The organism is Geomobilimonas luticola (genome assembly GCF_018476905.1).
In the GTDB taxonomy this organism is placed as follows: Bacteria; Desulfobacterota; Desulfuromonadia; order Geobacterales; family Geobacteraceae; genus Geomobilimonas; species Geomobilimonas luticola.
In genome coordinates this window covers 15,582-40,227 of record NZ_JAHCVK010000009.1, presented here as the reverse complement: position 1 = coordinate 40,227, position 24,646 = coordinate 15,582, and the positions used below count along the sequence as shown (strand labels likewise).

General features: G+C 58.8%; 23 protein-coding genes and 1 other annotated feature. Of the genes, 3 read left to right on the top strand and 20 right to left on the bottom strand.

The features are described from left to right. Positions 1 to 35: 35 nt before the first annotated feature. From KI810_RS14495 to hpnJ, 3 genes are read right to left on the bottom strand one after another with little or no spacing between them, the layout of a single operon-like run. A complete protein-coding gene (locus KI810_RS14495) occupies positions 36 to 416 on the bottom strand; it encodes an EamA family transporter (protein WP_214176285.1) in 381 nt (126 codons plus the stop codon). Next, the gene (gene hpnK / locus KI810_RS14490) at positions 409 to 1,275 is read right to left on the bottom strand and encodes a hopanoid biosynthesis-associated protein HpnK (protein ID WP_214176284.1); all 867 of its coding nucleotides are present in this window, start codon (positions 1,273 to 1,275) and stop codon (positions 409 to 411) included. The genes KI810_RS14495 and hpnK overlap by 8 nt, the downstream gene beginning before the upstream one ends. A gap of 25 nt (positions 1,276 to 1,300) precedes the next feature. Next, positions 1,301 to 2,725 carry a hopanoid biosynthesis associated radical SAM protein HpnJ gene (gene hpnJ / locus KI810_RS14485; RefSeq protein ID WP_214176283.1) on the bottom strand — a complete coding sequence of 475 codons (1,425 nt, stop codon included), beginning with the start codon at positions 2,723 to 2,725 and terminating at the stop codon, positions 1,301 to 1,303. 170 nt (positions 2,726 to 2,895) lie between these two features. Here hpnJ and KI810_RS14480 point away from each other — a divergent pair, with 170 nt between their 5' ends. After that, positions 2,896 to 3,654: a phosphorylase family protein gene (locus KI810_RS14480; RefSeq protein ID WP_214176282.1), complete on the top strand. Its 759-nt coding sequence runs from the start codon at positions 2,896 to 2,898 to the stop codon at positions 3,652 to 3,654. Positions 3,655 to 3,656: 2 nt separating this feature from the next. Here KI810_RS14480 and KI810_RS14475 read toward each other — a convergent pair whose 3' ends face one another. The 6 genes from KI810_RS14475 to KI810_RS14450 all read right to left on the bottom strand — a co-directional run bounded on the left by KI810_RS14475 (position 3,657) and on the right by KI810_RS14450 (position 10,151). Then, positions 3,657 to 4,532: a carotenoid biosynthesis protein gene (locus KI810_RS14475; protein ID WP_214176281.1), complete on the bottom strand. Its 876-nt coding sequence runs from the start codon at positions 4,530 to 4,532 to the stop codon at positions 3,657 to 3,659. Positions 4,533 to 4,607: 75 nt separating this feature from the next. After that, positions 4,608 to 5,657, bottom strand: coding sequence for an MlaD family protein (locus tag KI810_RS14470; protein WP_214176280.1), 1,050 nt, complete (start codon positions 5,655 to 5,657; stop codon positions 4,608 to 4,610). Between the two features lie 53 nt (positions 5,658 to 5,710). Then, complete coding sequence (locus KI810_RS14465) at positions 5,711 to 6,478, bottom strand: MlaE family ABC transporter permease (RefSeq protein WP_214176279.1); 768 nt, start codon at positions 6,476 to 6,478, stop codon at positions 5,711 to 5,713. Continuing rightward, positions 6,478 to 8,067 carry a hypothetical protein gene (locus tag KI810_RS14460; protein ID WP_214176278.1) on the bottom strand — a complete coding sequence of 530 codons (1,590 nt, stop codon included), beginning with the start codon at positions 8,065 to 8,067 and terminating at the stop codon, positions 6,478 to 6,480. Before KI810_RS14460 ends, KI810_RS14465 begins: the two co-directional genes overlap by 1 nt. Positions 8,068 to 8,220: 153 nt before the next feature. Then, complete coding sequence (locus KI810_RS14455) at positions 8,221 to 8,748, bottom strand: 3-isopropylmalate dehydratase small subunit (protein ID WP_214176277.1); 528 nt, start codon at positions 8,746 to 8,748, stop codon at positions 8,221 to 8,223. A 119-nt stretch (positions 8,749 to 8,867) separates the two neighbouring features. Continuing rightward, a complete protein-coding gene (locus KI810_RS14450) occupies positions 8,868 to 10,151 on the bottom strand; it encodes a 3-isopropylmalate dehydratase large subunit (protein ID WP_214176276.1) in 1,284 nt (427 codons plus the stop codon). A 165-nt stretch (positions 10,152 to 10,316) separates the two neighbouring features. Between KI810_RS14450 and KI810_RS14445 the strand changes: the two genes are divergently transcribed. Both KI810_RS14445 and KI810_RS14440 read left to right on the top strand, forming a co-directional pair. Further along, the gene (locus KI810_RS14445; RefSeq protein WP_214176275.1) at positions 10,317 to 11,345 is read left to right on the top strand and encodes an LOG family protein; all 1,029 of its coding nucleotides are present in this window, start codon (positions 10,317 to 10,319) and stop codon (positions 11,343 to 11,345) included. Between the two features lie 241 nt (positions 11,346 to 11,586). Next, positions 11,587 to 11,787, top strand: coding sequence for a cold-shock protein (locus KI810_RS14440; protein WP_214176274.1), 201 nt, complete (start codon positions 11,587 to 11,589; stop codon positions 11,785 to 11,787). A gap of 85 nt (positions 11,788 to 11,872) precedes the next feature. Here the strand turns inward: KI810_RS14440 and KI810_RS14435 are convergent, their stop codons facing one another. From KI810_RS14435 to KI810_RS14385, 11 genes are all read right to left on the bottom strand, one after another. Beyond that, on the bottom strand, positions 11,873 to 12,367 hold the full coding sequence (locus KI810_RS14435) for a carboxypeptidase-like regulatory domain-containing protein (RefSeq protein ID WP_214176273.1): 495 nt from the start codon (positions 12,365 to 12,367) through the stop codon (positions 11,873 to 11,875). Between the two features lie 179 nt (positions 12,368 to 12,546). Next, a complete protein-coding gene (locus KI810_RS14430) occupies positions 12,547 to 14,103 on the bottom strand; it encodes a 2-isopropylmalate synthase (RefSeq protein WP_214176272.1) in 1,557 nt (518 codons plus the stop codon). Between the two features lie 139 nt (positions 14,104 to 14,242). Next, positions 14,243 to 14,510 (bottom strand) — a binding site (T-box leader). 128 nt (positions 14,511 to 14,638) lie between these two features. Next, positions 14,639 to 15,400, bottom strand: coding sequence for a CDP-diacylglycerol--serine O-phosphatidyltransferase (gene pssA / locus KI810_RS14425; RefSeq protein ID WP_214176353.1), 762 nt, complete (start codon positions 15,398 to 15,400; stop codon positions 14,639 to 14,641). A gap of 29 nt (positions 15,401 to 15,429) precedes the next feature. After that, positions 15,430 to 16,086 (bottom strand): phosphatidylserine decarboxylase family protein, encoded by a 657-nt coding sequence (locus tag KI810_RS14420; RefSeq protein WP_214176271.1) that lies wholly within the window; start codon positions 16,084 to 16,086, stop codon positions 15,430 to 15,432. 113 nt (positions 16,087 to 16,199) lie between these two features. After that, positions 16,200 to 17,216 (bottom strand): ketol-acid reductoisomerase, encoded by a 1,017-nt coding sequence (ilvC, locus tag KI810_RS14415; protein ID WP_214176270.1) that lies wholly within the window; start codon positions 17,214 to 17,216, stop codon positions 16,200 to 16,202. Positions 17,217 to 17,306: 90 nt separating this feature from the next. Then, entirely contained in the window at positions 17,307 to 17,798 is a 492-nt protein-coding gene (ilvN, locus tag KI810_RS14410) for an acetolactate synthase small subunit (RefSeq protein ID WP_214176269.1), read from the bottom strand. An 87-nt stretch (positions 17,799 to 17,885) separates the two neighbouring features. Beyond that, entirely contained in the window at positions 17,886 to 19,586 is a 1,701-nt protein-coding gene (ilvB, locus tag KI810_RS14405; RefSeq protein WP_214176268.1) for a biosynthetic-type acetolactate synthase large subunit, read from the bottom strand. Between the two features lie 87 nt (positions 19,587 to 19,673). Next, the gene (gene ilvD, locus KI810_RS14400) at positions 19,674 to 21,335 is read right to left on the bottom strand and encodes a dihydroxy-acid dehydratase (protein WP_214176267.1); all 1,662 of its coding nucleotides are present in this window, start codon (positions 21,333 to 21,335) and stop codon (positions 19,674 to 19,676) included. A 158-nt stretch (positions 21,336 to 21,493) separates the two neighbouring features. Continuing rightward, complete coding sequence (gene tsaB, locus KI810_RS14395; protein ID WP_214176266.1) at positions 21,494 to 22,186, bottom strand: tRNA (adenosine(37)-N6)-threonylcarbamoyltransferase complex dimerization subunit type 1 TsaB; 693 nt, start codon at positions 22,184 to 22,186, stop codon at positions 21,494 to 21,496. Positions 22,187 to 22,344: 158 nt separating this feature from the next. Beyond that, on the bottom strand, positions 22,345 to 23,412 hold the full coding sequence (gene rseP / locus KI810_RS14390) for an RIP metalloprotease RseP (RefSeq protein WP_214176265.1): 1,068 nt from the start codon (positions 23,410 to 23,412) through the stop codon (positions 22,345 to 22,347). A gap of 60 nt (positions 23,413 to 23,472) precedes the next feature. Next, positions 23,473 to 24,630, bottom strand: a complete 1,158-nt coding sequence (locus KI810_RS14385; RefSeq protein WP_214176264.1) for a 1-deoxy-D-xylulose-5-phosphate reductoisomerase — start codon at positions 24,628 to 24,630, stop codon at positions 23,473 to 23,475. Between the last annotated feature and the right edge of the window lie 16 nt (positions 24,631 to 24,646).

Below are 24,646 nucleotides of genomic sequence, written 5' to 3'. Positions count from 1 at the left end.
CCCTTTTTTTCATCCTCCACGCATGCAACGGACATCTATGCCCCGCTGCTCTTGGTAATGAGCATCACCCCGATGCAGACGAGGATGGTCCCGGCCCAGCGGGTGGGAGAAACCACCTCTCCGAGGAAATACTGCGAGAGAAAGGCAACGAGAACGTAATTGAGGGCCTGCATGGGGAGGGCGACCGTCAGGTCTTCCCAGGAGAGAACCGCAAGCCAGAGAAAGAAGAAGATGGCCAGCATGGCCGTACCGATAATCAGTTTGGGGGTGGTGAGCGCCTGAATTGCCACATTCAGTATCCCCCGCAGGTTCATGGCCGAGATATCCCCCATCTCCTTCATCCCCTTGGCCAGCAAGAGGTCGCCGACGGTCCCGGCGGTCACTGCCATGAGCATAACCACAACTGTCTTAAGCATATGCTTTCTCTTCCCCCCGATAGTTTCTGAGTTTTATTCCCAAGCTTCGGAGCTTTTCCTTCACCCGCGGGCTCGTCAGCGCCATTAGCTCCGCCTCGTGCTGATAGTCCGGCATCCACCGGGCAAGCTCCCCATCGGGATGGCAACCGGGGTGAAAATAGATCTCCGTCACCCCCTCCCCCAACCGGTCAAGGGCCCGCAACAGGTACTCCTCCGTCATCCGCCCGGAATTGAGCAACCCTTTCACCTCTGCGGCGTAGGTTACTCCCTGCCGGTCCAGGTGCGGCCGGCAGCGGCTGGCCAGCCGGCTGAAGATGAAGGCATCGGCAGACTTCCCCAGCAGACGTTTCCGGTCCACCGCCAGTTCGGCAGCGAGATTCTCCCGGGACAGCCTGAAACTGGTGATGCCATGGCGGGGCATGAGCTCCCGGAGGATATCGAATACGGTGGGGTGCATATGGATGTTGAGGTGGCCGTCGACGTGTGAGAGAGTGAGGCCGGTCTCCCGGAAGGCCGTGATCTGGGCCTCGATCTCCCGCCGAAGTTGCTTGTGGAGCTGCTTGATGAAAAAATAACGCATTCCGGCATGGACCGGATCGTTGGTGAAATTGCCGGCGCGGTCCACGATGGAGGGGAACTTCTCGTAGGGGAGCACTCCCCGCCCCTGCACGAGGGTGAGGTGAAGCCCCACCTGCAGACCGGGATTCTCCCGGGCCAGGGAAACCGCTTCGGTGAATCCTTCGCCGCGGACCATCAGGGAGGCGCTCGTCAGGATTCCTTCCCGCCACGCCTTGATGATGGCCCGGTTGGCGCCAGCGGAAAGCCCGAAATCGTCGGCATTGATGATGAGTTCCTTCATGGCACGAATCCGTAAACGGGGACGTTCAGCACGTGCCCGCCTCTTTGCGTTTGCGCATGTAGGCCAGGTACTGCTTTCCTTCCTTGAGGAGCTTCTTCCGCTCCTCTCCGTCCACGATCATCTTGCCGATACTTCGCAGGATGTACTTGGGGCGGAAGTAGAACTTGTCGTAGAAGAGCTCGACGGCGTCGAATATTTCCTTGTTGGAGAGGTGGGGGTAGTTGATGACGCACATCTGGTGCCCCGTGTCGTCGATGTAGGATTCGGAGGCGATCCATCCCTCTGCCCGGCAGAGGTCCCAGAACTCGGTGCCGGGATACGGCGAGGCCAGCGACGCCTGGATGGAGTTGAGGTCCAGCGCCTTGGCGAACTCGATGGTTTCACGGATGGTGGCGTGGCTCTCCCCGGGGAGCCCCATGATGAAGGCCCCATGGACCGAGAGACCGAGCTTCTTGCAGTTTTGGGTGAACTCGATCGCCTGCTGCTTGGTGACGCCTTTCTTGATGTTCTTCAGTATCTGCTCGTTGCCGGTCTCGTAGCCGACCACCACGTGGCGCAACCCGGCCTCGCGCATGACCTTCAGGGTTTCGTAGTCGCAGTTTGCCCGGGCGTTGATGGTCCAGGAGATGCCGAGGGGCTTGAGCTTGGCCGCCACCTCCCGGGCGTGGGTGCGATCGGCGGTGAAGGTGTCGTCGTCAAAGGAGAGTTCCCGCATTTCGGGGATGTTGTCGACGATCCACTTCACCTCGTCGTATACGTTCTGGGGGCTACGGGTCCGCATGGCCCGGCCGGAGAAGGTCTGGGGCCAGAGACAGTAGATGCACTTGGACGGACAGCCACGGCTGGAGTAGATGGAGACGTAGGGATTCCTGAAGTGGGGAATGACATATTCCGCGATTGGCAGATCACGCTTGTAGACAGGCGCCACGAAGGGAAGCGCATCCAGGTCCTGGATGGGTGGCCGGTCCGGGGTGTGGTGCACCCTGCCGTCCTTCCAGAAGCTGATGCCATCCACCCGGTCCCACTCCCGCCCCTCGCAGAGTTCCTTGGTGGTGTAGTCGAACTCGCCGCGGCAGACGATGTCGATGATCCCTTCCCCCTGGCGGAGCGACTCCTCGGGGAGAACCGACACGTGGGGGCCGGTCAGTACCGTAACCGTCCCCGGCTTCTGCTCCTTTATGCGCCGGGCGGTGGCGATATCGAGGGCGAGCGTCGGAGTGGACGTGTACATCACCACCATGTCGAACTCCTTTGCGATGGCGAGGCAGGCATCCAGGTCAAACCGCTGGACCGGAGCATCGACCACCCGGGAGCCCGGAATCATTCCGGCCGGAAAACAGAGCCACGTGGGATACCAGAACGACGTCACCTCGCGGGACGCCTGGTAACGGGCACCGGCGCCGCCGTCAAAATCTTCGAAGGTGGGGGGATTAAGAAATAAGGGTTTCATCAAAAACTCCTGTAACTGCTCATCTTTTTTCGAAAAAAGCAAACTTGTAAAATAGACGGGGGGGGGATTTTTGTCAAGGTTAAAGACCGATGCCGCCGCTTTTCGGTTGCCTGGCAACAGCCTGTCTGCTAGATTTCGATTGTCGTGCAACCAAGTCCCCGGGAGACGTTATGGCAACCATCGGCCTCATAGCCGCCATGCCGGAAGAGATCAAGCCGCTCCTCGCCCGCATAGAAACATACTCGCGGGAAACGGCCGGCAGCTTCACCATGTACCGGTTTCGTGCCGGCAGCCGCGATGCGTGCCTGGTGGAGTCGGGTCTCGGACCGGAAAAGGCGGCCCGGGCAACCGCCACACTGATCGCCGCTGCCGCGCCCGACCTCGTCATCAACTTCGGCCTGGGTGGTGCGGCAACCCCCGGTCTCAGGGTGGGCGACGTCGTCATAGCGCAACGGATTCTGTTTGCCCGGGAACGGCTCTTCTCGGAGCAGCAGGGGTTATCGCCGCAATTGGCTGTAACCGCCCTCGATCTGCTGCAGCGTAATCCGGCAACCCCCTTCCTCATCTGCCGGGGAACCTGCGTCACAAGCGGCGCAATCCTGGCAAAACGGGAGACTGCCCGGCTTTTGCCCGCCGGTTTGGTCAATCCGGTGCTGGAGATGGAGACGGCTGCGGTGGCAAAGATAGCGGCACGGGAAGGCGTGCCGCTGCTGGCGGTACGGGCCATCAGCGACGACGCGTCTGAAGAATTGGAATTCAACATCACCGACTTCACCGACAAAAACATGAACATCAAGGTACACCGGGTGTTCTGGTCATTGACACGCCGCCCCTGGCTGGTCCCCCAGCTCATGCGGCTGGCGCGGAATTCAAAACGGGCGGGGGGAAATCTGGCACGCGTGGTGGAGTCCCTTCTGGCGGAACTCTGAAGCTATCCTTTGCGGCCGGTCAGGGATGACCAGGGATAATCGTGCAGATGTTCGGCCAGTTCGTCCTTGCCGTAGCGGTTGGCCCTGCGGACGAGCAGCACGAGAACGATGGCCGTCGGGAGAGTATAGATGAAGACCCCCGTCAGAAAATGGAGCCGTTCCCCGATTTGCCAGGCCACGGTCAGGTTGAAGATCACCACCGACAGGTAGAGGACGGGACCGAGAAGCGCCTTGCCCGGCACGTACCGCACGCCGCACGGCGGAGCATCGCCCGACAGGCGTCGCTGGGTGGCGGAATCGATGCGTTGCAGGACGAAAATCATCACCCCGCTCACCAGCCACCACCCCAGGTAGTTGGAAACGGGAACGCCGAAATGGAGCCCCGGTTCCCGATAGCCGTAAATCTGGCCGAGGAACCAGCGTGAGCCTTGCAATGAGACAGGGTCGATGATGATGTCGAGAAAGGTCTGGTAGAGGGAGCCGAGGAGGAGAGCCGCAAAGGAACGCCGTATGGCACGGGTCTCCAGGGGAACGATGTCCCATTTCCTTGACTTGACGGGTGACAGCGTCCAAAGCGCAGTGGCATAGCTGCAGTAACAGAGAAAGACGTAGGAAAGGGAATCGAAGAACGGTACGCCGGCAATCCAGAGTTCGCGATCTTTCGTGGCGTCCAGGTAGTAGTACCAGCCATAGGGAAATCCGGTGTTGATAGAGCAGAGCTCCGAGGCAAAGGAGACCAGATAGCCGCAGACCATGAAGAGAAGGGTCGTCCGCCACCCCAGATGCAGGACCGCCGCCACGAGGTAAACCGCTAGGAAGGCGAACACGTACGGCCGCATGGTAAACGTGCCGACGGCTATCTGCAGGAAATCATCCATGGGTGCTCCTAAAAGTAATGGCGCGAATTCGCGCCATTTATTGTTCATCAGACCGCATTACCGCTCAATATTCAGCTAAAAAAGGGTCCCGATGATGGAACCGATGACCGAGATGGGACCGCTGTCGCCGAGCCCTTCAGCCGCCTTCTCCACCTTTTTCATGGCCGCTGTCGTATCCCGGTAGAGACCGTCCTCGTTCACCAGTTTGCCGAGCGTTCCTTGCCCGTCGTTGATCTTCCGGGAGATCTCGCTGATGTTCTTCGATGCATCCCGCAACTCGGTATAGAGGGATTCGTCGTTCACCAGCCTCCCCATGGTTCCCTCACCCTTGTTGATCTTGGAAGCGATATCCTTCACGTCCTTCATGCTGTCCCGGATATCGGACATCGCCACCTTGGCATCGTTGTAAAAGGCATCGTCGTTAACCAGCTTGCCGACGCTCCCCTCTCCGCGGCTGATCTTCCCCGTGATATCCTTGAGATAGGTGGTTGTCTCATTGGTGTTGTTATACAGCGCCTTGTCGTTGAGGAGAAGCGCAAGGGAGCCTTCACCCCGGTCGAACTTGGTGGTTATGCTGTTGAGGTTGGCAATGGAATCCCGCAGGTTGGCGCGGTTATCGTCAAGTATGCCGGATATCTTGTGCATAACCTCATTCTGGTTCTTGTTCAACTCTTCGATGAATTTTTTGGCATCCTTGGTCAGGTCACTCACATTGTCCACAATGATGTCGATGTTGGCGACGTCCTTCCCCTTTACCGTCCCCCCCGGCTCCAGGAGCGGGGCATTGGGGGAACCGAAGGTGATGCCGAGGAACTGCCCACCCAGGAGGTTGGTGAGCCTCAGTCCCGCCACCGAATCGGTCCGGATCTTGGTGTCGGGCTTCACCTCGAAATCGATCTGGATCTTGTCATCCAGGATGGTAATGGTAGTGATCTTCCCCACATCCACGCCGGACAGCCGGACCGGGTCTCCCACCTTGAGGCCGGTTATGCTCGTCAGGTAGGTCCGGTAAAAAACCCTCTTCTCAAAGGGATTCCACTTTTCGCCGATCTCGAGCATGATGCCGAGCGTGATCAGCCCGGCAATAAAAAATACGCCAACCTTTTTTTCCACGGACAGGGCCATCTTAACTCCCTCCTGCAATCTTGAACCACACACCCACCGGGGGCTGGCCCGGCTTACATTAAAATCCTGGTCAGCAAATAGTCCGCAACGAGGATGAGCATGAACGACCAGACCACCGACCGGGTGGTGGAGAGGCCGATCCCCCGTGCTCCGCCGGATGTCTTGAACCCGACATAGCAGCAGATCTGGGCAATGATACCGCCGAACGCCACCGACTTGATGAGGCCGTTCCCTACTTCACGAAGCTTCAGGGCATCCGTCACGCTGTCGTAGTACGTCGTGTAGGAGACGAATATCTTGGGATGAAGGTTGCTGATGATCGCACCACCGATGATCCCGATGGCATCGGAATAGATGACCAGCGCCGGGACGCAGATGAGGCTCGCGATAAGCCGCGGCATGACCAGATAACGCACCGGGTTGATGTCCAGGGTCTTCAGGGCATCAATCTCCTCGTAGACCCGCATTACCCCCAACTCGGCCGCCATGGCGGAACCGGCACGCCCCGCCACGAGGAAACTGGTCATGACCGGCCCGAGTTCCCGCACCATTGAGTGTCCGACAATGGCGCCGATGATGTTCTGCCCGCCGTACTTGTTCAGCTCCACGCCGGTCTGCAACGCCAGGACCATGCCGACGAAGAACGCCATCACCGAGGCGACCGGTACAGTTTCGTAGCCGATGATCGCCATCTGGGTAAAGATGCTCTGGAGATTGCGCGGCGCCTCCCGGAAAAAATAGAGGGTCTGACTGAGCATGATCAGCTGATCGCCGACGATCTCGCAGAAATTGAGGATCTTTTTCCCTATCCTTTCAAACATTACGGTCTACTCCCTGTCCCGGGCTGCAACGTTACGGCGGACTGCGAAACGGCTTCCTTGCCCCAGTTGACCCCGAACGGGAGCCAGAAGAGAGTCAGCTGCTTCGCACCGGCCCGGTTCCGGTACCCGATGAGTCCCTTGAGCAACCGGAAATCGGTAAATTCACTCTCGCTGCGATAGGCAAGAAGCGGGAAAAACTCGTAGGCCAGGTCCGTGCCCCGTGCCTCGTGCCAGTAAAGATTCCAGAAGAAGGATACGGCCGAGTCCCCCTGTTCGTTCCACCGCTGCTGGTAGATGCGCCAGAGGGGAGCCCAGTTCTTCTCGATCCCCTCCTTGTCCAGAATCGGCTCCACGGGCGCGGGGAAGGAGAAGCCCATCACCCCTTTCGGGTCCTTCGTGTAAACATAGAGAGGCCAGCACGCCACCTTGCGCCGCGACGTGCCGTCCACGGGCCAGGATTCGCGTTTATCGCTATAGAGCCAGTACAGCACCCTGTCCCGCTCTTGCCTGAACAGCTTTGAATCCATCTTGTCCGTACGGTAAAGAGGCCACATGTACCAATGTTTCTCTGTTTCCTTCTTCACCGTACCGGCATAGAAGGGAAGCCAGCTGACCTCATTCCGTTCGGCACTCCGGACAGTATACCAGAACGGCCAGAAATAGTCCCATTCTTCCAGTTTCCCCGTGTTTCGCTCCTCATCCCCGTCAGGAATTTCGAACGTGGGGCCTGCCGGCTTTTCCGGTACCGTCCCGCTCCCCCGGTCCACCGTATGACCGAAGAACGGCCAGAAGTAATGGCGGGACGTCCGTTGTGGCGAATCGAGTGCCGCATAGAACGGAAAGAGATAGAGCCGGTCCTTGGGATTGTCCGTGTTGATGTCCCTGGTTTCACTCAGGAAGAACGGCCAGAGGAAGAAACGCTTCCGGTAGACCCCTTCCTTGGCGGCCTGCCCGTAGAGGGGCCAGAACTGGAAGCCACTCTCCTTATCCCCTTCTATCGTGTTGAAAAATGGATAGAGGTAATTGCGGGAGGTGGTTCCCTTGTTGACGGTCCGGCTGTAGAGGGGAAACAGGACAAAATGGATCTCATCCCTCCAGAGACGTTCATATATGTCGCCATAGAGGGGGAACACCGCCGTATAGGGGCCGTACTTTTCCGACCTCCCCTGCAGGTAGAAGGGAAAGAACTGGCTGGTCCGCTCCTCCCCCTCCTCCCCCTTGCGATAGACGTTTTTCTGGAGAAGTTGCATCACCTGGAATGTCGTTGCCCGTGGCGAGGAATCGGTCGAGGCGAGGGGATAGAGATAGGAGGTCTGCGCGGTCTGCTCACGTCGGTCTTCGGTCCGGTACAGCAACGGCCGGACGGCCAGCGTGCTGTCGTCACCATGGCTCTGGAACTTGAACAGCGGCCCCAGCAGGGACAGGTTGCGGTACTGGTCGCGGGGGCTTTCCCGATAATCCACGAGGGGCCAGAGGGTGAATATCGTCCCCTCGTGCACCCTTCCCCCCTCTTCAGCCGCAAGAAGGGGGGATGCGTAACCGCAGCAGGCCAGACAACAGGCTATGACTAATGCTTTAGCTCTCCCCATAGGTCCTTACTCATTAATATATAAGCACGAATAGTATCTCCACGCACCGCACCCGTCAACTAAAAACAACGGTATTGCCCATGATACAAAAAAGAAACGGCCCGCGTTCGCCAACGGGCCGTTGCCAATATCCTGCCATTGTATCCCCTTCTGCTAGTACTTCGTGTCGGCGTAATCCACCCAGCCTCCTGCGAGGACCAGCGCCTTGTCGAAGGGAGAGATAGCGAAGGAAATAGTTTCCTCTTTCCCGCCACCCCTGACGGTCACGGTCTGGCCCGCCACATCCACCGCCATCGTGGTGTCGGGATAACCGGCATAACTGAACAGAAGATCGATCTTTTCCTTCGGGAGTTCGATAGCCGCCATGCCGCAGTTGAACATGTTCTGCCGGAAGATACGGGCAAAGGATTCGGCCACCACCGCGGTTATGTCATTCACCTCGAAGACCCACGGCGCGTGTTCACGGGAAGAACCGCAGCCGAAATTGGCGCGGGAGACGATCACCCGGGCTTCCCGCGTCTTTGCCCCCTTCGGGTCGAATCCGGGCAGCTTCAGGTCCTCCAGAATATAGGGTTTCAGGTCTTCCTTGGTTATCTCGGTCAGGTACTTGGCCGGGATGATCTCGTCGGTATTGATGTCCGAGCGGTCAAGATACAGCACGGAGCCGCCGAATGTTTTCATAGGTTATTTCTCCTTCAGATGGGTAAAGTAACAAACCGACTCTCAGGTCCGGATTTTGGACGAGCGCAAGGCGTCCACTGAATCCCGCCCATGGCTTATCTACTGGAAAGCCACGATCCCTACAGATACTTTCGGGGATCGGCCATCTTCCCCTCTATGGCCGTCGCGGCGCTGGTGGCGGGCGACATGAGGTGGACCATCCCCCCTTTGCCCATCCGGCCCATGAAGTTCCGGTTGGTGGTGGAGGCACAGACTTCGCCTTCCGCCAGCACGCCGTTGGACATGCCGAGGCAGGCCCCGCAGGTCGGGTTGGTGACGCAGAAACCGGCCGCCATGAAGATATCGATGAGTCCCTCGTGAAGGGCGTCCTGATAGATCTTCGGGGTAGCCGGCGAGAGGATGCCGCGCACCGTCGGGGCGATTGTTTTCCCCTTCAGTATCCCGGCTGCAATGCGGAGGTCTTCCAGACGGCCGTTGGTGCAGGAACCGAGATAGACCTGGTCCACCGGGGTGCCGGCCATCTCGGTGATGGTTTTTACCTGGTCCGGCTTGTAGCCGTGGGTAACGATCGGCTCCAGCGTCGATACGTCGAAATCGAGCACCTTCTCATAGACCGCGTCGTCATCGGACCACCATCTCTTGAACTCGGCAAGGGCAGCATCCTTGGAGGGGTAATCGTTCTGGATAAACGGCCAGAGATACTCGACCGTTACCTGGTCGGGCATGCAGATGCCGGAGGTCCCCCCCGCCTCGATCGCCATATTGCAGAGCGTCATGCGGGACTCCATGGTCATGGCTTCGACCACCGGGCCACGGAATTCCATGACCCGGTCGGTGGCCCCGTTCACGCCGATCTGGCCGATGAGGAAGAGAATGACATCCTTGGCATACACCCCCTTGGAGAGAGTGCCATGGAGATTGAAGCGGATTGTCTTCGGCTCCCGGAAGGCGCAGACCCCCTTGAGGATCCCCACCTCCAGGTCGGTGGTCCCGACCCCGGCGGCAAAGGCACCGAAGGCGCCGTGGGTGCAGGTGTGGGAATCGCCCATGATCACCGTGTAGCCCGGCCGGATGAATCCTTTTTCGGGGAAGAGGGCGTGGCAGACCCCGTTATGCCCCACGTCGAAAAAGTCCCGTATGGCGTGACGCCTTGCCCAGTCCCGGAGGATCTTGGCCTGGGTGGCGGTTTTCGTATCCTTGCTCGGGGTTACATGGTCGATCACCGCCTTGATCCTGGTCGCATCGAATACCCGGTCCTTCCCTCTCGCCATCAGATCTGCAATGGCAATGGGGGTAGTGATCTCGTGGCACAGCACCGCATCCAGCCTCAACACATGGGTCCCGGCAAAGGGTTCATCCACCAGGTGGCTGGCAAATATCTTTTCTGCTATCGTCTTGCCCATTCAACTCGTTCCTTTCACCCGTAAAATGGTATTTTACGGGTGGTAATGTAAACAAATCGGGGGGATAAATCAATTTAATATTTGTTCGATTCCCCTTAACATTTGCCTCCCACGGCTCCCGATGCTATAATCGCGCGAATTTAGCCACGAAAAGGGGCTTCTCCCATGGAACTAAGCTTTAAAAGGACTAACGGCAGGATCGACGAGATGATCGATGCCCTCATTCAGCAGGCGGAAGGCGTTCACCATGCCGAGCTGGTGCGGGAGATGATCATTTCGGCCCTCAAGTCGGGCCAGGAAAGCGATTACCTCGCCGACCTCAAGATGCTCAACAACACCATGAAGGAAATGCGTTATACCAGCAAGGTATTCGCCCCCTACCGGCAGAAAAAGAAAGTGACGATCTTTGGCTCGGCCAGAACCGAACCCCACGAACCCATTTACCGGAAATGCGTCGGTTTCAGCCGACAGCTGGTGGAACACGGTTATATGATCATCACCGGTGGCGGTCCCGGGATCATGCAGGCCGGCAACGAAGGAGCGGGAAGCGAGAACTCCTTTGCCGTCAATATCCGCCTCCCCTTCGAACAGTCTCCCAACCCGGTGATGCTGAAAAACCGGCGGCTCATCACGTACAAATACTTTTTCAACCGTAAGGTCGCTTTTGTCAAGGAGTCGGACGCCATAGCAGTTTTCCCGGGTGGATTCGGCACCCTGGATGAAGCAATGGAGGTGTTCACCCTGGTCCAGACCGGCAAGACATCGCCGAAGCCGCTTGTCCTGATAGACGACGAAAGTGGCTACTGGGACCTCTGGTTCGAGTTCATCAAGGCCGGGATGCTCGGCAAGGGACTGATCTCCGCCGAGGACTTTTCGATTTTTTCCATAACCCGCAGCACGGAAGAGGCAATTGCGGTCATCGACGGTTTCTACAAGAACTACCACTCCATCCGCTTTGTTGACGGCCGGCTCATTATCAGGCTCACCAAGGAGCTGTCACAGGAAAACATCGAGGAGCTGCAAAGCGAGTTTCCGGAGCTACTGGCCCCCGGTACCAGGATAACCCGCACCAGCCCCTTGCCGGAGGAAGCGGACGAACCGGACCTTCTGAAGCTGCCGCGCCTGGCACTTCACTTCGACCACCAGCATTACGGTCTGCTCATGGCCTTCATCGGCAGGATCAACTTGTTTTGAGGCGGGATGAAATAGCCCGGCTTTTCACGTGAAAAAAAATTTATCCTGGGCTTAATTTCCCCTTGACATGCCCTGTTGACCTTGTTAATGTGCCACAGTAGCAAGTTTCGGAAGTTTTTGCAGAACCTGGAAATTGGCACATGCTCATCAGAAGTCAGCCGTTTCCTGCCTCAAGACTCCGGAAACTGCATCAACGAAGTTCCGGCACATGATCCGGAGGCGCACAAAGGAGGTAGGAAAGATGGCTCAGGGTAAGGTAAAATGGTTTAACGACGCAAAAGGGTTCGGCTTCATCGAGCAGGAGAACGGCGAAGATGTCTTCGTGCATTTCTCCGCAATCCAGTCCGAGGGGTTCAAGTCCCTCGCAGAAGGTGAAGCAGTTACCTTTGACGTGGTCAACGGTCCCAAGGGGCTGCAGGCCGCCAACGTCAGAAAACTGTAACAGCTTTCAGCTGTGACAACCAAAAGCCCTGTCAGGCACTCCTGGCAGGGCTTTTTTCATCTCAACCGGCAGTCGGCGACGGAGTCTAGTCTGCCGCCTGCCTCCCCCCTCTGACCGCAACGAGCGCGTTTTTCCCTGCTTCGACACGGAATCTGCCACTGAACCCGAACAGCTTCAATTCGTACTCTCCTGGCGGCAGTGCCAGCACAAAGTAACCTCGTGCGTCGGCCCTTGCAGCCATTCGCCACGTACCGCGGGACAGTTCGATGGCTGCACCCGCCAGGGGAATATGGCCTCCCCGCTTCTGCTTACCTCCAACGTTCTCGATGTAGCAGATACCGGCCACACCGCCGGTTCCTTCCGGCAGCGCATCTTCACGAGGCGCCTCGCCTGCCATGACAATATCGGGAAGATACCCGTTTTTCAACTGGATGGAGATTTTCCTCGGCTGCGCAATTTCCTGGAAATCCCTGCCGTTAAAGGCGAACCGCCGCCACCCCTGCGCCCCCCCCTCCTCACCCCAGCAACAGGTTACGAGCAGAGTCATGATAACCGGCAAAAGTGCCATGGTCTTCAGCATAGGTGAAAGACTCCTTGTCGCGGGGGTGACGTTGCCCAAGCATACCAGGGAATGCACGGCAAATCCAGCTCCATGGACAAAGGAGCAAAGCGCCCGTCAGGCCACCGATCTCCGGGATTTAAAAAAGGCAGGGGTGCAAAAGCGCACCCCTGCCCCGACCGCTGAACAAGCAGAGCTTCTTAGAGACTGTCGGTGACCCGGTCCTTCTTCAGGGCAAGCCGATTCAGCCCGTGGATATAAGCCTTGGCCGATGCCTCGATGATGTCGGTGGATGACCCGCGACCGATGACCGTCCGCTCACCGTCCGCCAGACGCACCGTAACCTCGCCCTGGGCGTCGGTACCGCCGGTGATGGAGCCGACGTTGTACTGGGTCAGCTTTGCCTTGGTCTTGGTCAGTTTCTTGATCGCCTTGAGGGTTGCATCCACCGGCCCGTCCCCCAGTTCGGCGGTCCGACAGGGGGTGCCGTCGATCTCCATCTGCACCGTGGCGGTGGCAACGGCAAAGGAACCGCAGGTCACGGTGATGTGGGAGAGCATGTACTTCTCCTCGGCACGCAGCAACTCCTCATCGGTGACGATGGCATCCAGGTCTTCGTCGTACACTTCCTTCTTCAGGTCCGCCAGGGCCTTGAAGCGTTCGAACGCCTTGTTGAGCATCTCGTCACTCAGCTCGTAGCCCAGCTCTTCCAGCCGTTTTTTGAAGGCGTGCCGTCCCGAGTGCTTGCCGAGCACCAGCACGTTGGTCTTGAGCCCCACCGACTCAGGCGTCATGATCTCGTAGGTGGATTTCTCCATGAGTACGCCGTGCTGGTGGATTCCCGCCTCGTGGGCAAACGCGTTGGCACCGACAATCGCCTTGTTGGGTTGCACCACAATGCCCGTCACCGTCGTGAGGAGGCGGCTGGCCGGGGTCAATTGCTCCGTCACTACATTGGTCTTGAAGGGGAGAATGTCGCCGCGGGTCTTGAGGGTCATGACAAACTCTTCAAGAGAGCAGTTTCCCGCCCGCTCGCCGATACCGTTGATGGTGCACTCTACCTGGCCTGCCCCCGCCTGTACGGCGGCGATGGAGTTCGCCACGGAAAGCCCCAGGTCGTTGTGGCAGTGCACCGAGATCACCGCATTGTCGATATTGGCCACATTCTCCTTCAGGTAGGTGATGATGTTGAAGTATTCGAAGGGAATGGTATAGCCGACCGTATCGGGGATGTTGACCGTGGTTGCCCCCGCATCGATGACCGCACCCACGACTTCGCCAAGAAACTTGAGGTCGGTCCGCACCGCATCCTCGCAGGAAAATTCCACATTGGGGGTATAGGACTTTGCTCGCTTCACCGCCTTCACCGCTGCATCGAGTACCTGGGATGGGGTCATCTTCAGCTTGTACTTCATGTGGATGTCCGACGTGGCGATGAAGGTATGGATGCGTCCCTTCTCCCCCGCGTACTGGAGTGCCTCCCAGCCACGATCGATATCCTTGAAACCGGACCGGCACAGCCCCGCGATCTCCGGCCCTTTGATGGTCTGGGCAACCTTCTTCACCGCCTCGAAATCACCCTCCGAGGCTATGGGAAAGCCCGCCTCGATCACATCCACGTTCAGTTTCTGCAGATGCTTGGCAATCCTGAGTTTCTCCTCGATGTTCATGCTGGCACCGGGGGATTGTTCCCCGTCCCGCAGCGTGGTATCGAAAATTTTGATGGTTTTGAGTTCAGATTTTTTCTGCTTGGCCATGTCCTGAAACCTCCTTTGATGATCTGCAAAAGTATGCTGCTTTCGTTTTGCACGCTAAAGTATTCCACATAATTTCCGGAACACTACCGGATGTCGAAAAAAACGGGGCTCGCAGAATGCAAAAAAGCCCCCGCCCTGTATAAGGGGCGAAGGCTCGAAGCTCCGCGGTACCACCCTCATTCGTCCCTCTCGACTCACCCGCACGCCGACAGGAACCTTCATTTACCCGTTACGTGGGCACGACGTCTTCGGCTAGCCAGCCATCAAACTCTGGTTCACTGAAGCGGCTCCGAGGCGAGTTCACCGTTTCCGCTTGCTGGTTCGCACCACCCACCAGCTCTCTGACGACCATCTGTCACCATGGTCTAAGGGAATGAACGGCTACTACTCCTCTTCACTGCCTTTTGATTTTGACTGATAATAAGAAAATCCCCCGACGGCTGTCAAGGGATTTTCTTTGTCATTTTAATTATTTCCGTGGTTTCAAACAAAGTTTGCCAAAAAGGTAACTTTCTCCGGTCAGACACTACCGTCTCTACTCGTGCCTTTCCCCCTGACTTACCGCCTCATGCCCCTTGTGCACTGCTTTCTCCAGCCGTCGTCGCCGGGGCCAGGTCATCACATAGGCAACCGGTCCGGAGAAAACGTAGCACAGAAAGACGACAAAGAGCATTATCACCGGCTGCGCCGCGATGATGGTAAGGAGAAGGACCGCCAGGACCAGGAAGACGAAGGGCTGGCGCTTGATGAGTTCAGGGTCTTTGAAAGAATAATAGCGGAAGTTGGAAACCATGAGGAACGCGACGAAATAGATGAGAATGAGGATGGCGAGCTTCTTGAACGAACTGGGCCAACCAAAGTGATAGAAGAGAAGGACGGTGGAAGAAACCATGCTGGCGGCAGCCGGCGTGGGGAGGCCGACGAAACGCTTGCTCTCCACCGTGGCCACCTGCACATTGAAGCGTGCCAGACGCAGGGCGGCGCAGGCGACAAAGAGAAACGCCGCAACCCAGCCGAGACGGCCGAAGGGCTTGAGCGCCCAGGAATACATGAGAAGCCCCGGCGTCACCCCGAAGGCAACCAGATCGGCAAGGGAGTCGTACTCAACGCCGAACTTGCTGGCCGTGCCGGTAAGCCGGGCGACCTTGCCGTCCAGGCCGTCAAAGATGGACGAAACGAGAATCCAGATGGCGGCGGTCCGGAAATCGCCATTGGTGGTCGCAACCATGCTGTAAAAACCGGCAAACAGGCTGCCGGTGGTGAAGAGGTTGGGAAGGATGTATATCCCCTTCCGCATACTTTCCGTCATGTCAATTTTTTCGCCGCTCACGCGAGTATCCCCAGTACGGTTTCGCCAGCCACGGTTTTGTTCCCCAGAGCCACCTTCAGTTCCGTGGTGAGCGGCAAGTAGACGTCGAGGCGGGAGCCAAAACGGATCAGACCGTAACGTTCGCCGCGCCGCAGGCTATCACCTTCTTTGGCGTAGCAGACAATACGTCGGGCGATTAACCCTGCCACCTGCACCACCACAAGCCTCGCACCGGCAACGGTATCCAGCACCATGCCGAGTCGCTCATTCTCGAAAGTGGCCCGCTCATCCCGTACATCGAGGAATTTGCCGGAACGGTAGAAGGTGTCCGCCACCCGACCGGTCACTGGAACCCGGTTGATGTGGACATTGAAGACCGACATGAAGATGCTGATCTTCAGCATCTCCTCCCCCGAATACTCTTCCCGGGCCGGCCCGCAGTAGATGACCACGCCGTCTGCCGGAGCCACGACCGACCGCTCGTCCGCCGGGGTTAGCCGTTGTGGGTTGCGAAAAAAGAAGGCGATGAACAGGGTCAAAACCAGAGCCAGCACTGCAAGAACGGCGAGCAGGGGAAAACGGCCGGTCAACAGGATCAGGACCAGGGTTGCCGCACCGGCAACCGCCAGAAATGGAATCCCTTCCAGCGCGACAGGTGTATTTTGATTACGCATCAATCATCCTTTGGAGCGAAACAAACTGCGCTATAGTAACCAGAAAAAGGCCGGGCTGCAAGGAATTATACGCAATTCCCCCGCCCGGCCTTCCGGTTGCCAGTTGCTGACCGCTAGTTCTTGGACTTGTCCACGATCTTGGAGGCGCCGATCCAGGCCATCATGGAACGGAGACGTGCACCAACGTCCTCGATCTGGTGCTCCGCACCCTTGCGGCGAAGGGCACTGAAGACCGGCTTGTTGGCCTTGTTCTCCAGCATCCACTCCTTGGCAAACTCACCCGTCTGGATCTCGGTCAGGATTTTCTTCATCTCCTTCTTGGTCTCGTCAGTGATGACGCGCGGGCCGCGGGTCAAGTCACCGTACTCGGCAGTGTTGGAGATGGAGTAGCGCATGTTGGCGATGCCTCCCTCGTAGATCAGGTCGACGATCAGCTTGGTCTCGTGGAGACACTCGAAGTAGGCCATCTCCGGAGCATAACCTGCCTCCACCAGGGTCTCGAAGCCGGCCTGGATCAGGGCGGAAATGCCGCCGCAGAGAACCGCCTGCTCACCGAACAGGTCGGTTTCGGTCTCTTCCTTGAAGGAGGTCTCTATGATGCCGGCACGCCCGCCGCCGTTGGCCGAGGCATAGGCAAGGGCCACCGCCTTGGAGTTCCCGGCCGGATCGTGATGAATCGCGATAAGAGAGGGGACGCCGCCCCCTTTCTGGTATTCGTGGCGAACCAGGTGCCCCGGTCCCTTGGGAGCGATCATGATGACGTTTATGTCGGGACGCGGCACGATCTGGCCGAAGTGGATGTTGAAGCCGTGGCTGAACGCCAGGTAGGCTCCCTGCTTGAGGTACGGACCGATCTCCTCGCGGTAGACATCCCCCTGTATTTCGTCGGGGAGGAGTATCATGACCACATCCGCCACTTTTGCCGCCTCCTGGGTGGAGAGAACGGTAAGACCGGCATTGGCAGCCTTCTTAACCGAAGAGGAATCAGACTTGAGCCCGACAACCACGTCGATGCCGGAATCCTTCAGGTTATTGGCATGGGCATGCCCCTGGGAACCGTAGCCGATGATCGCCACCTTCTTCCCCTTGAGTATGCTCAGGTCGCAGTCTTTGTCGTAATAGATCTTCATTTCTTGCCTCCATGTGATGTTGATTCGTAATGAATCTGTATAAATTCCTCTATGCACAATGCAACTGTCGATTTTTCATCCTGGCGGTTGCTACCCTTTCCAGCCCTTGGCTCCCCGCCCTATCGCCACCGGCCCCGTCCTCACCAGCTCCTTCAGTCCGAGGGGTCGGAGCAGCTCCAGGATGGCATCTATCTTGGCCGGCGCGCCAGTCGCCTCAATGGTATACGACTTGGGGGTCACGTCGATGATCTTGGCCCGGAAGATATCGACGATCCGGAGCACTTCCGCCCGGCTTACATCCTCCGCCGTCACCTTGATAAGGGCCATCTCCCGCTCTATGGCGCTCCCGTCGGTGAAGTCGATCACCTTGATCACGTCGATCAGCTTGTTGAGCTGCTTGGTGATCTGCTCCAGTATCTGATCGTCCCCCCGGGTGACGATGGTCATGCGGGACAAGGTTTCCTCGTTGGTGGGGGCCACCGAAAGGGAATCGATATTGAAGCCGCGCCCGGAGAAGAGGCCGGCCACCCGTGACAGGACCCCGAACTCGTTTTCAACCAGCACGGTAATGGTGTGCAACATAGGAAGACCTCCACATTCATTTTAAGGGCAGTACCTGTTGCCCAGAAAGGACGCAGTAAGTAGCGCCCTGCACCGACCGTTAACTGATCAGGCGTTCAGGACCATTTCGTTGAGTGAAGCCCCGGCAGGAACCATGGGAAGCACCTTCTCCTCCCGGGCGATCTTGAACTCCATGATGACCGGCCCGGGAATCTTGAACCCTTCCTTGATCACGCTCTCGACCTCGGCCGGCTTGGTCGCCCGCAACCCCTTGGCGCCAAAGGCCTCGGCCAGCTTGACGAAATCGATGGGAAGCTCCATGCAGGTCTGGGAGTAGCGTTTGTCGAAGAAAAGCTCCTGCCACTGCCGCACCATACCGAGGAAGTTGTTGTTGAGGATGACGATCTTCACCGGCAGGCGGTTCTGCACCAGGGTGGCGATCTCCTGCATGTTCATCTGGAATCCGCCGTCACCGCAGATGACCATGACCTGCCGTTTGGGGAATGCCGCCTGGGCGCCCATGGCAGCGGGGAGCCCGTACCCCATGGTGCCGAGCCCCCCCGAGGAGAGGAGGGTCCTGGGCTTGTTGAACTGGAAGAACTGGGCGGTCCACATCTGATGCTGACCCACGTCGGTGGCCACGATGGCGTCAGGGTCGGAAAGCTCCCGCAGTTTCTGGATCACCAGCTGGGGTTTGATGACCGACGTCGACGACTTGTAGCCGAGGGGGTGCTTTACACGCCACGCCTCAATCTCACCGCGCCAGGGAGCGAGATCCTTGGCAAACGCCTTCACCTTGGCAGACTGCTCTGCCGCCACCTTCAGCATCCGGGAGAGGACGCCCTTCACGTCGCCGACGATGGGGAGATCAACCCGGACGTTCTTCTTGATGGAGGTCGGGTCCACGTCCACATGGATGATCTTGGCATGGGGGGCAAAGGTGGCGATCTTGCCGGTAACCCGGTCATCGAAGCGGGCCCCGACCGCAACGAGCAGGTCGCAGTTGGTCACCGCCATGTTTGCGCAGTAGGTGCCGTGCATGCCGAGAAGACCAACGGAAAGGGGGTCATTCTCCGGAAACGAGCCGAGCCCCATGAGGGTCGTGGTAACCGGAACACCCAGCTTTCGTGCCAGATCGGTCAACTCCTCGGCCCCGTTGGCCAGGACCACACCTCCCCCCACGTAGATCAGCGGCTTCCGGGAAGCCAGGATCATGGAAACCGCTTTCTCTATCTGACGAGGATGACCTTCGACGGTCGGCTTGTAACCGCGAATATCAACGCTCTCCGGATAGGAAAACTCCGTCGTAGCTATCTGGACATCCTTGGGGAGATCGATGAGGACCGGGCCGGGACGGCCGCTCCGGGCAATATAGAAAGCCTTCTTGACGATGGTCGCCAGATCCTTCACATCCTTGACCAGGAAGTTGTGCTTGGTGCAGGGACGGGTGATGCCGATGATGTCCACCTCCTGGAAGGCGTCATTGCCGATGAGGGCAGTCGGGACCTGCCCCGTTATGATCACCAGCGGGATGGAATCCATGTAGGCGGTGGCAATACCGGTGATGGTATTGGTGGCGCCGGGCCCCGAGGTGGCAATGGCGACACCGACCTTGCCGGTGGCACGGGCGTAGCCGTCAGCCGCATGGACCCCGGCCTGTTCATGACGGGGAAGGATGTGACGGATAGCCTTGAACGAGAACAGTTCATCATAGAGGTTGATGACCGTCCCCCCCGGGTAGCCGAACACCGTCTCCACCCCCTCCAGCTTGAGACACTCCAGCAATATGCGTGCACCGTTCATCTTCATATGGGTTCTCCCTCGTCTAAGGGTAATGACTTCGGCTGTGAAAAATAAACCTTTGCTCTCTTTGTGTCCCTGCGGCGAAAATTCTCGCTAGTCCGCTGTCGTGACAGCTCCGGTGTGGGCCGACGTCACCACTTTCGCATAGCGTGCCAGCCAGCCGGTCTTTATCTTCGGTTCGGGAGCAGACCAGCCTGCCCGACGGGCCGTGAGCGTCGCCTCGTCCACCAGGAGCTCCAGCTTCCGGTTCGGAATATCGAGACGAATCCGGTCGCCGTCCTCCACGAGGGCGATGGGGCCGCCTTCGGCAGCCTCGGGGGAGATGTGGCCGATGCACGGCCCCCGGGTCCCGCCGGAGAAACGCCCGTCGGTGATGAGCGCAACCGAATCCCCCAGCCCCATCCCCATGATGGCGGCGGTGGGGGCGAGCATCTCCCGCATGCCAGGACCACCTTTAGGCCCTTCGTACCGGATGACCACCACATCGCCAGAGACTATGCGCCCCTCCATAATAGCGGCCATGGCCTGTTCCTCGGCATCGAAGCAGCGGGCCGTCCCCTCGAAGTTCATCATGGCGGCGGACACCCCCGACTGCTTCACCACGGCCCCCTTGGGCGCAATGTTGCCGAACAGCACCGCGATCCCACCCTCCTTCTTGACCGGGTCGGTCAGGGGGTGAATCACCTGCTCATCGACATTTTCCACGCTGGCAGCCAGTTGCAGGGTGGTGAGCCCCATGACGGTCCGACTCTCCTTCACCTTGTCGCCCAGCTGCTTCAGCACCCCGGCCACACCCCCTGCCGCGTCCAGGTCTTCCATGAAAAACTCGCCGGCCGGGTTCATGGAGGAGAGCTGGGGGGTTTCCTTGGCCAGGATGTCGAAGGTCTCCAGCGGAAGATCCACTCCCGCCTCCCGGGCGATAGCCAACAGGTGGAGGACCGTGTTGGACGAGCCGCCGAGCGCGAGGTCCACCCTGATGGCGTTCTCGAAGGCGGCGCGGGTCATGATCTGCCGCGGCGTAACGTTGTTGGTGACCAGCTCGACAATTTTTTCCCCAGAGGCGAAGGCAATCCGCCGCTTCAGGGCTGACACGGCGAGGGCGGTTCCGCAGCGGGGAAGACTCATGCCGAGGGTCTCGGTGAGAATTGCCATGGTGTTGGCGGTGAAGAGCCCCTGGCACGATCCCATACCGGGACAGGCATTGTCCTCGCAGACCGCCAGTTCCTTTGCATCAATGACCCCTGCCTTGTAACGGGCCATCGCCTCGAAGGTATCGGTGACGAAGGAATACTTGCGTCCCGCCTCGCCGCGTCCGCTCATCATCGGCCCGGCCGTCACCACGATGCAGGGGATGTCGAGCCGTGCAGCCGCCATGAGCATGCCGGGGGTAATCTTGTCGCAGTTGGTGAGGAGCACCAGGCCGTCGAGGCGATGCGCTTCGGCCACCGATTCCACCATGTCGGCGATGAGTTCGCGGGTGGGAAGGGAGTAGTGCATCCCCTTGTGCCCCATGGCTATCCCGTCACAGACGCCCGGAATACCGAAAAACAGGGAATAGCCGCCGCCGGAGTGAACCCCCTTCTCGATGAACCGTTCCAGGTCCCGCATCCCCACATGACCGGGGATCAGGTCGGTAAAACTGGTGGCCACGCCGATGAACGGCTTTTCCAGAGCACTCTGGGGCATACCGGTCCCTTTGAGGAGCGCCCGGTGCGGAGTCCGCTCAAGACCTTTTTTTATCGTATCGCTGCGCATGCTGGGGTGCCTCTCTACTGAATACGGATTTCGGTGACGTCAAACAAAGCTTGAAGAAATCAAAAATTCGCTGGAATTAACAGGAGTTACTTGTCGTAAAGAGTGAAATTGGAACAATAATACATTCACCGACAGCTGTCAATACGAATAGAATGATGTTATGGGGTTTCTCTCTGTAACCGGGCCAGTTCCGCCTCAGAGGGGCGGATATAAAGGGGGGCGAGAGCCGCTGCCGTAACGGATGCGCCATGGGCGAACTCCGCTTCCGCCAGAAGAGCACCTGCTGCAGCTCTGGGCTGGGTGACGCTTGCCGGTGCGAAGCGTGCCCGGGCACCAAGGCGGGACTCGATACGTTCCCGGTACCGAACGGCACCATCGCCAACGAAAATGACAGGGCCATCCAGTTGCTCCAGAAATGCTTCCGGAGAAAGCACGCAGTCGGAAATAACAGGTTCCGGTAACTCCCGACAACGGTAGAGCCCCGTGTAGACCTCCTTCTTGCGGGCGTCGAACATGGGGCAGACGGGCGCGTCGGCCCAGGGGAGATTCATGGCCAGCATGGCCAGGGAGGAGAAACCGGCCACCGGCTTCCCCGTGGCCAGCGCCAGCCCTTTCACCGTGGCGATCCCGATGCGGAGGCCGGTGAACGAGCCGGGGCCGAGGGCAACGCCGAACCCGTCCATATCCTGCACCGTCAACCCTGCACCTGTCAGGAGCAGTTCGACGCCGTCCAGCAACCGCTCCGACAGGGTCCGTTGCATCTCCAGCAGGTACTCTCCCACCAGCCGCCCGTCACAGGATAGGGCAACGCTGCAGGTGTTCGTGGAGGTGTCGATGGCAAGAAGTTTCATGATATTTTTCTCAAGCGTTCAGATGAAGTTCTATCGACGAATTCGGAAAAAGCTCCAGAGGCAAGGCGTGCGAGTCCTGAGGGGTAAGGCGTAGCACGGCTACGCCGCAGCGACAAAGGAGGAGCGTAACGTAGCAGATGGACTTTTGCCGGATTCGTCTATCCCTGGCCGAGAAAATAGCGGGCAATGTCGTTGTAGAAGGCAAGTACCATGAGACCGATGAGCAGGACCAGACCGATCTGCTGGGCGATTTCCCGGGTCTTCATGCTGACCGGGCGGCGGAAAACAAGTTCCCAGAAATAGAAGAACAGGTGGCCGCCATCCAGAATAGGGACGGGCAGAAGATTGAGGATGCCGAGATTGACGGAAAGAAGAGCCATGAAGGCAAGAAAGCTCACACCGCCAGCCGCCGCCTGCTGCCCTGCCATTTTGGCGATCATGATCGGCCCGCCGATGGTATCGAGAGGGATGGCACGCTCCACCAGTTTGACCAGCGACAGCATGGTCAGCTTGATGACGTTCCAGGTCTGGGCGCTCCCCTTCACAAAGGCGTCAAGCGGCCCGAACCGGTCGGTGATGATCTCGCCAGCCGCCACCACACCGATGACCGGCGACGTCACCGTCTCGCCGAAGAGGTTCTTGCCGCTCCTCGACTCCGGAGTGACCCGGATGGTCAGGGTGGTTTCGCCGCGCCGAACCTGCAACTCCACCGGTTGCCCCTTCCCCTCGGCGATGGTCTTTGCCAGCTCGTCCCAGCGCTGTACCGGTTTGCCGTCGATGGCGGTCACCACATCGTTGGCCATGAGGCCCGCCCGGGCAGCCGGCTTGTCCTTGATGACCTCGCCGATCTTGGTGGTGGCCGCCGGCACGCCTGCCATGTAAATCAGGATGAAGAGCAGATAGGCGAACAGCAGGTTGAATACCGGTCCTGCCGCCACGATGGCGATTCGCTGCAGAGGGGGTTTGGCCGCAAACGAGCGAGCCTGGTCCGCTTCGGAGAGTTCTCCTTCGCCGTTCTCCCCGATCATCTTCACGTAGCCGCCAAGGGGGAATGCGGAGATCAGGTACTCGGTCTCCCCTTTCCTGAAGCCGACAATCTTAGTGCCGAAACCGAGGGAAAACTTCTCCACGCCGACGTCGAACAGTTTGGCGAAGAGAAAGTGTCCCAGTTCGTGAACGAAGATGAGGACACCGAGGACTATGATTGCAGAGATGATACTGGTCATAAAAAACCTCAAAGCCGGGAAGCGGAAAGCGGTCAGCAGTACAAACGTGCCGACCGTTCCCTAGTCACTGATGTGCAGCAGTTCCCGCGTCTTATCCCGCGCCCAGCGGTCGACGAAGAGGACCTCCTCAATAGTGCCGAGGGTATGGGGCTGGTGTAAGGACATGGTCCGTTCGATGGCGGCCGGTATATCGACGAACCGGATACGCCCCGCGAGAAAGGCCTCCACTGCCACTTCGTTAGCGGCATTCAGGACTGCCGGCATGCTCTCTCCCGCGTCAAGCGCGTCATAGGCGAGTTTCAGGCAGCGAAACTTTGCCAGATCCGGCCGGAAAAAGGTGAGCCCGGAAAAACGGGTCAGATCCAGGGGAGCTACCCCGGTCGCGACCCGTCCGGGATAGGAAAGGGCATAGGCAATGGGAGCCTTCATGTCCGGCGTGCCGAGCTGGGCGATGACGCAGCCGTCTATGTACTCCACCATGGAGTGGATGATGCTCTGGGGATGGATATTGACATCGATCCTGGCTGCCGGCACATCGAAGAGCCAGCGCGCCTCGATCACCTCCAGCCCCTTGTTCATCATGGTGGCGGAATCGATGGTGATCTTTTTCCCCATGCTCCAGTTGGGGTGGTTCAAGGCATCGGCAATGGTGACGTCGGCAAGCCGCTCCGCCGGCCAGGAGAGGAACGGTCCTCCCGAAGCGGTCAGAATGATCTTTTTGATATCCTCGTTCCGGTGCCCCTCGATGGACTGGAAAACGGCGCTGTGCTCGCTGTCGACGGGATAGAGCTTTACCCCCTTCTCTGCCACCATCCCCATGATGAGGTGACCGGCGGTCACCAGGGTTTCCTTGTTGGCCAGGGCTACGTCCTTCCCCGCCTTGATGGCTGCCGCGGTCGGCACCAGCCCGGCGGCACCGACGATGGCTGCCACCACCATCTCCGTTTCGCTGGTGGTGGCGGCGGCTATGAGCCCCGGCACACCGGCAAGTATTTCCGGTTTCGGGTCGGGGAGCATCCGCCGGAGCGTTTCCGCCAGCTCCTCGGTCATGACCGCCACCAACCGGGGGGAGAACGCCTCGATCTGCTCCTTCAGCAGTTCCAGATTGTTCCCCGCCGTGAGTGCCACCACCTGGAAGCGGTCACGGTGGGCGGCGACGATCTCCAGGGTACTCACGCCGATGGAGCCGGTGGAGCCGAGTATGCTCAGTTTTTTCATAAATCCCCTCTGTGGA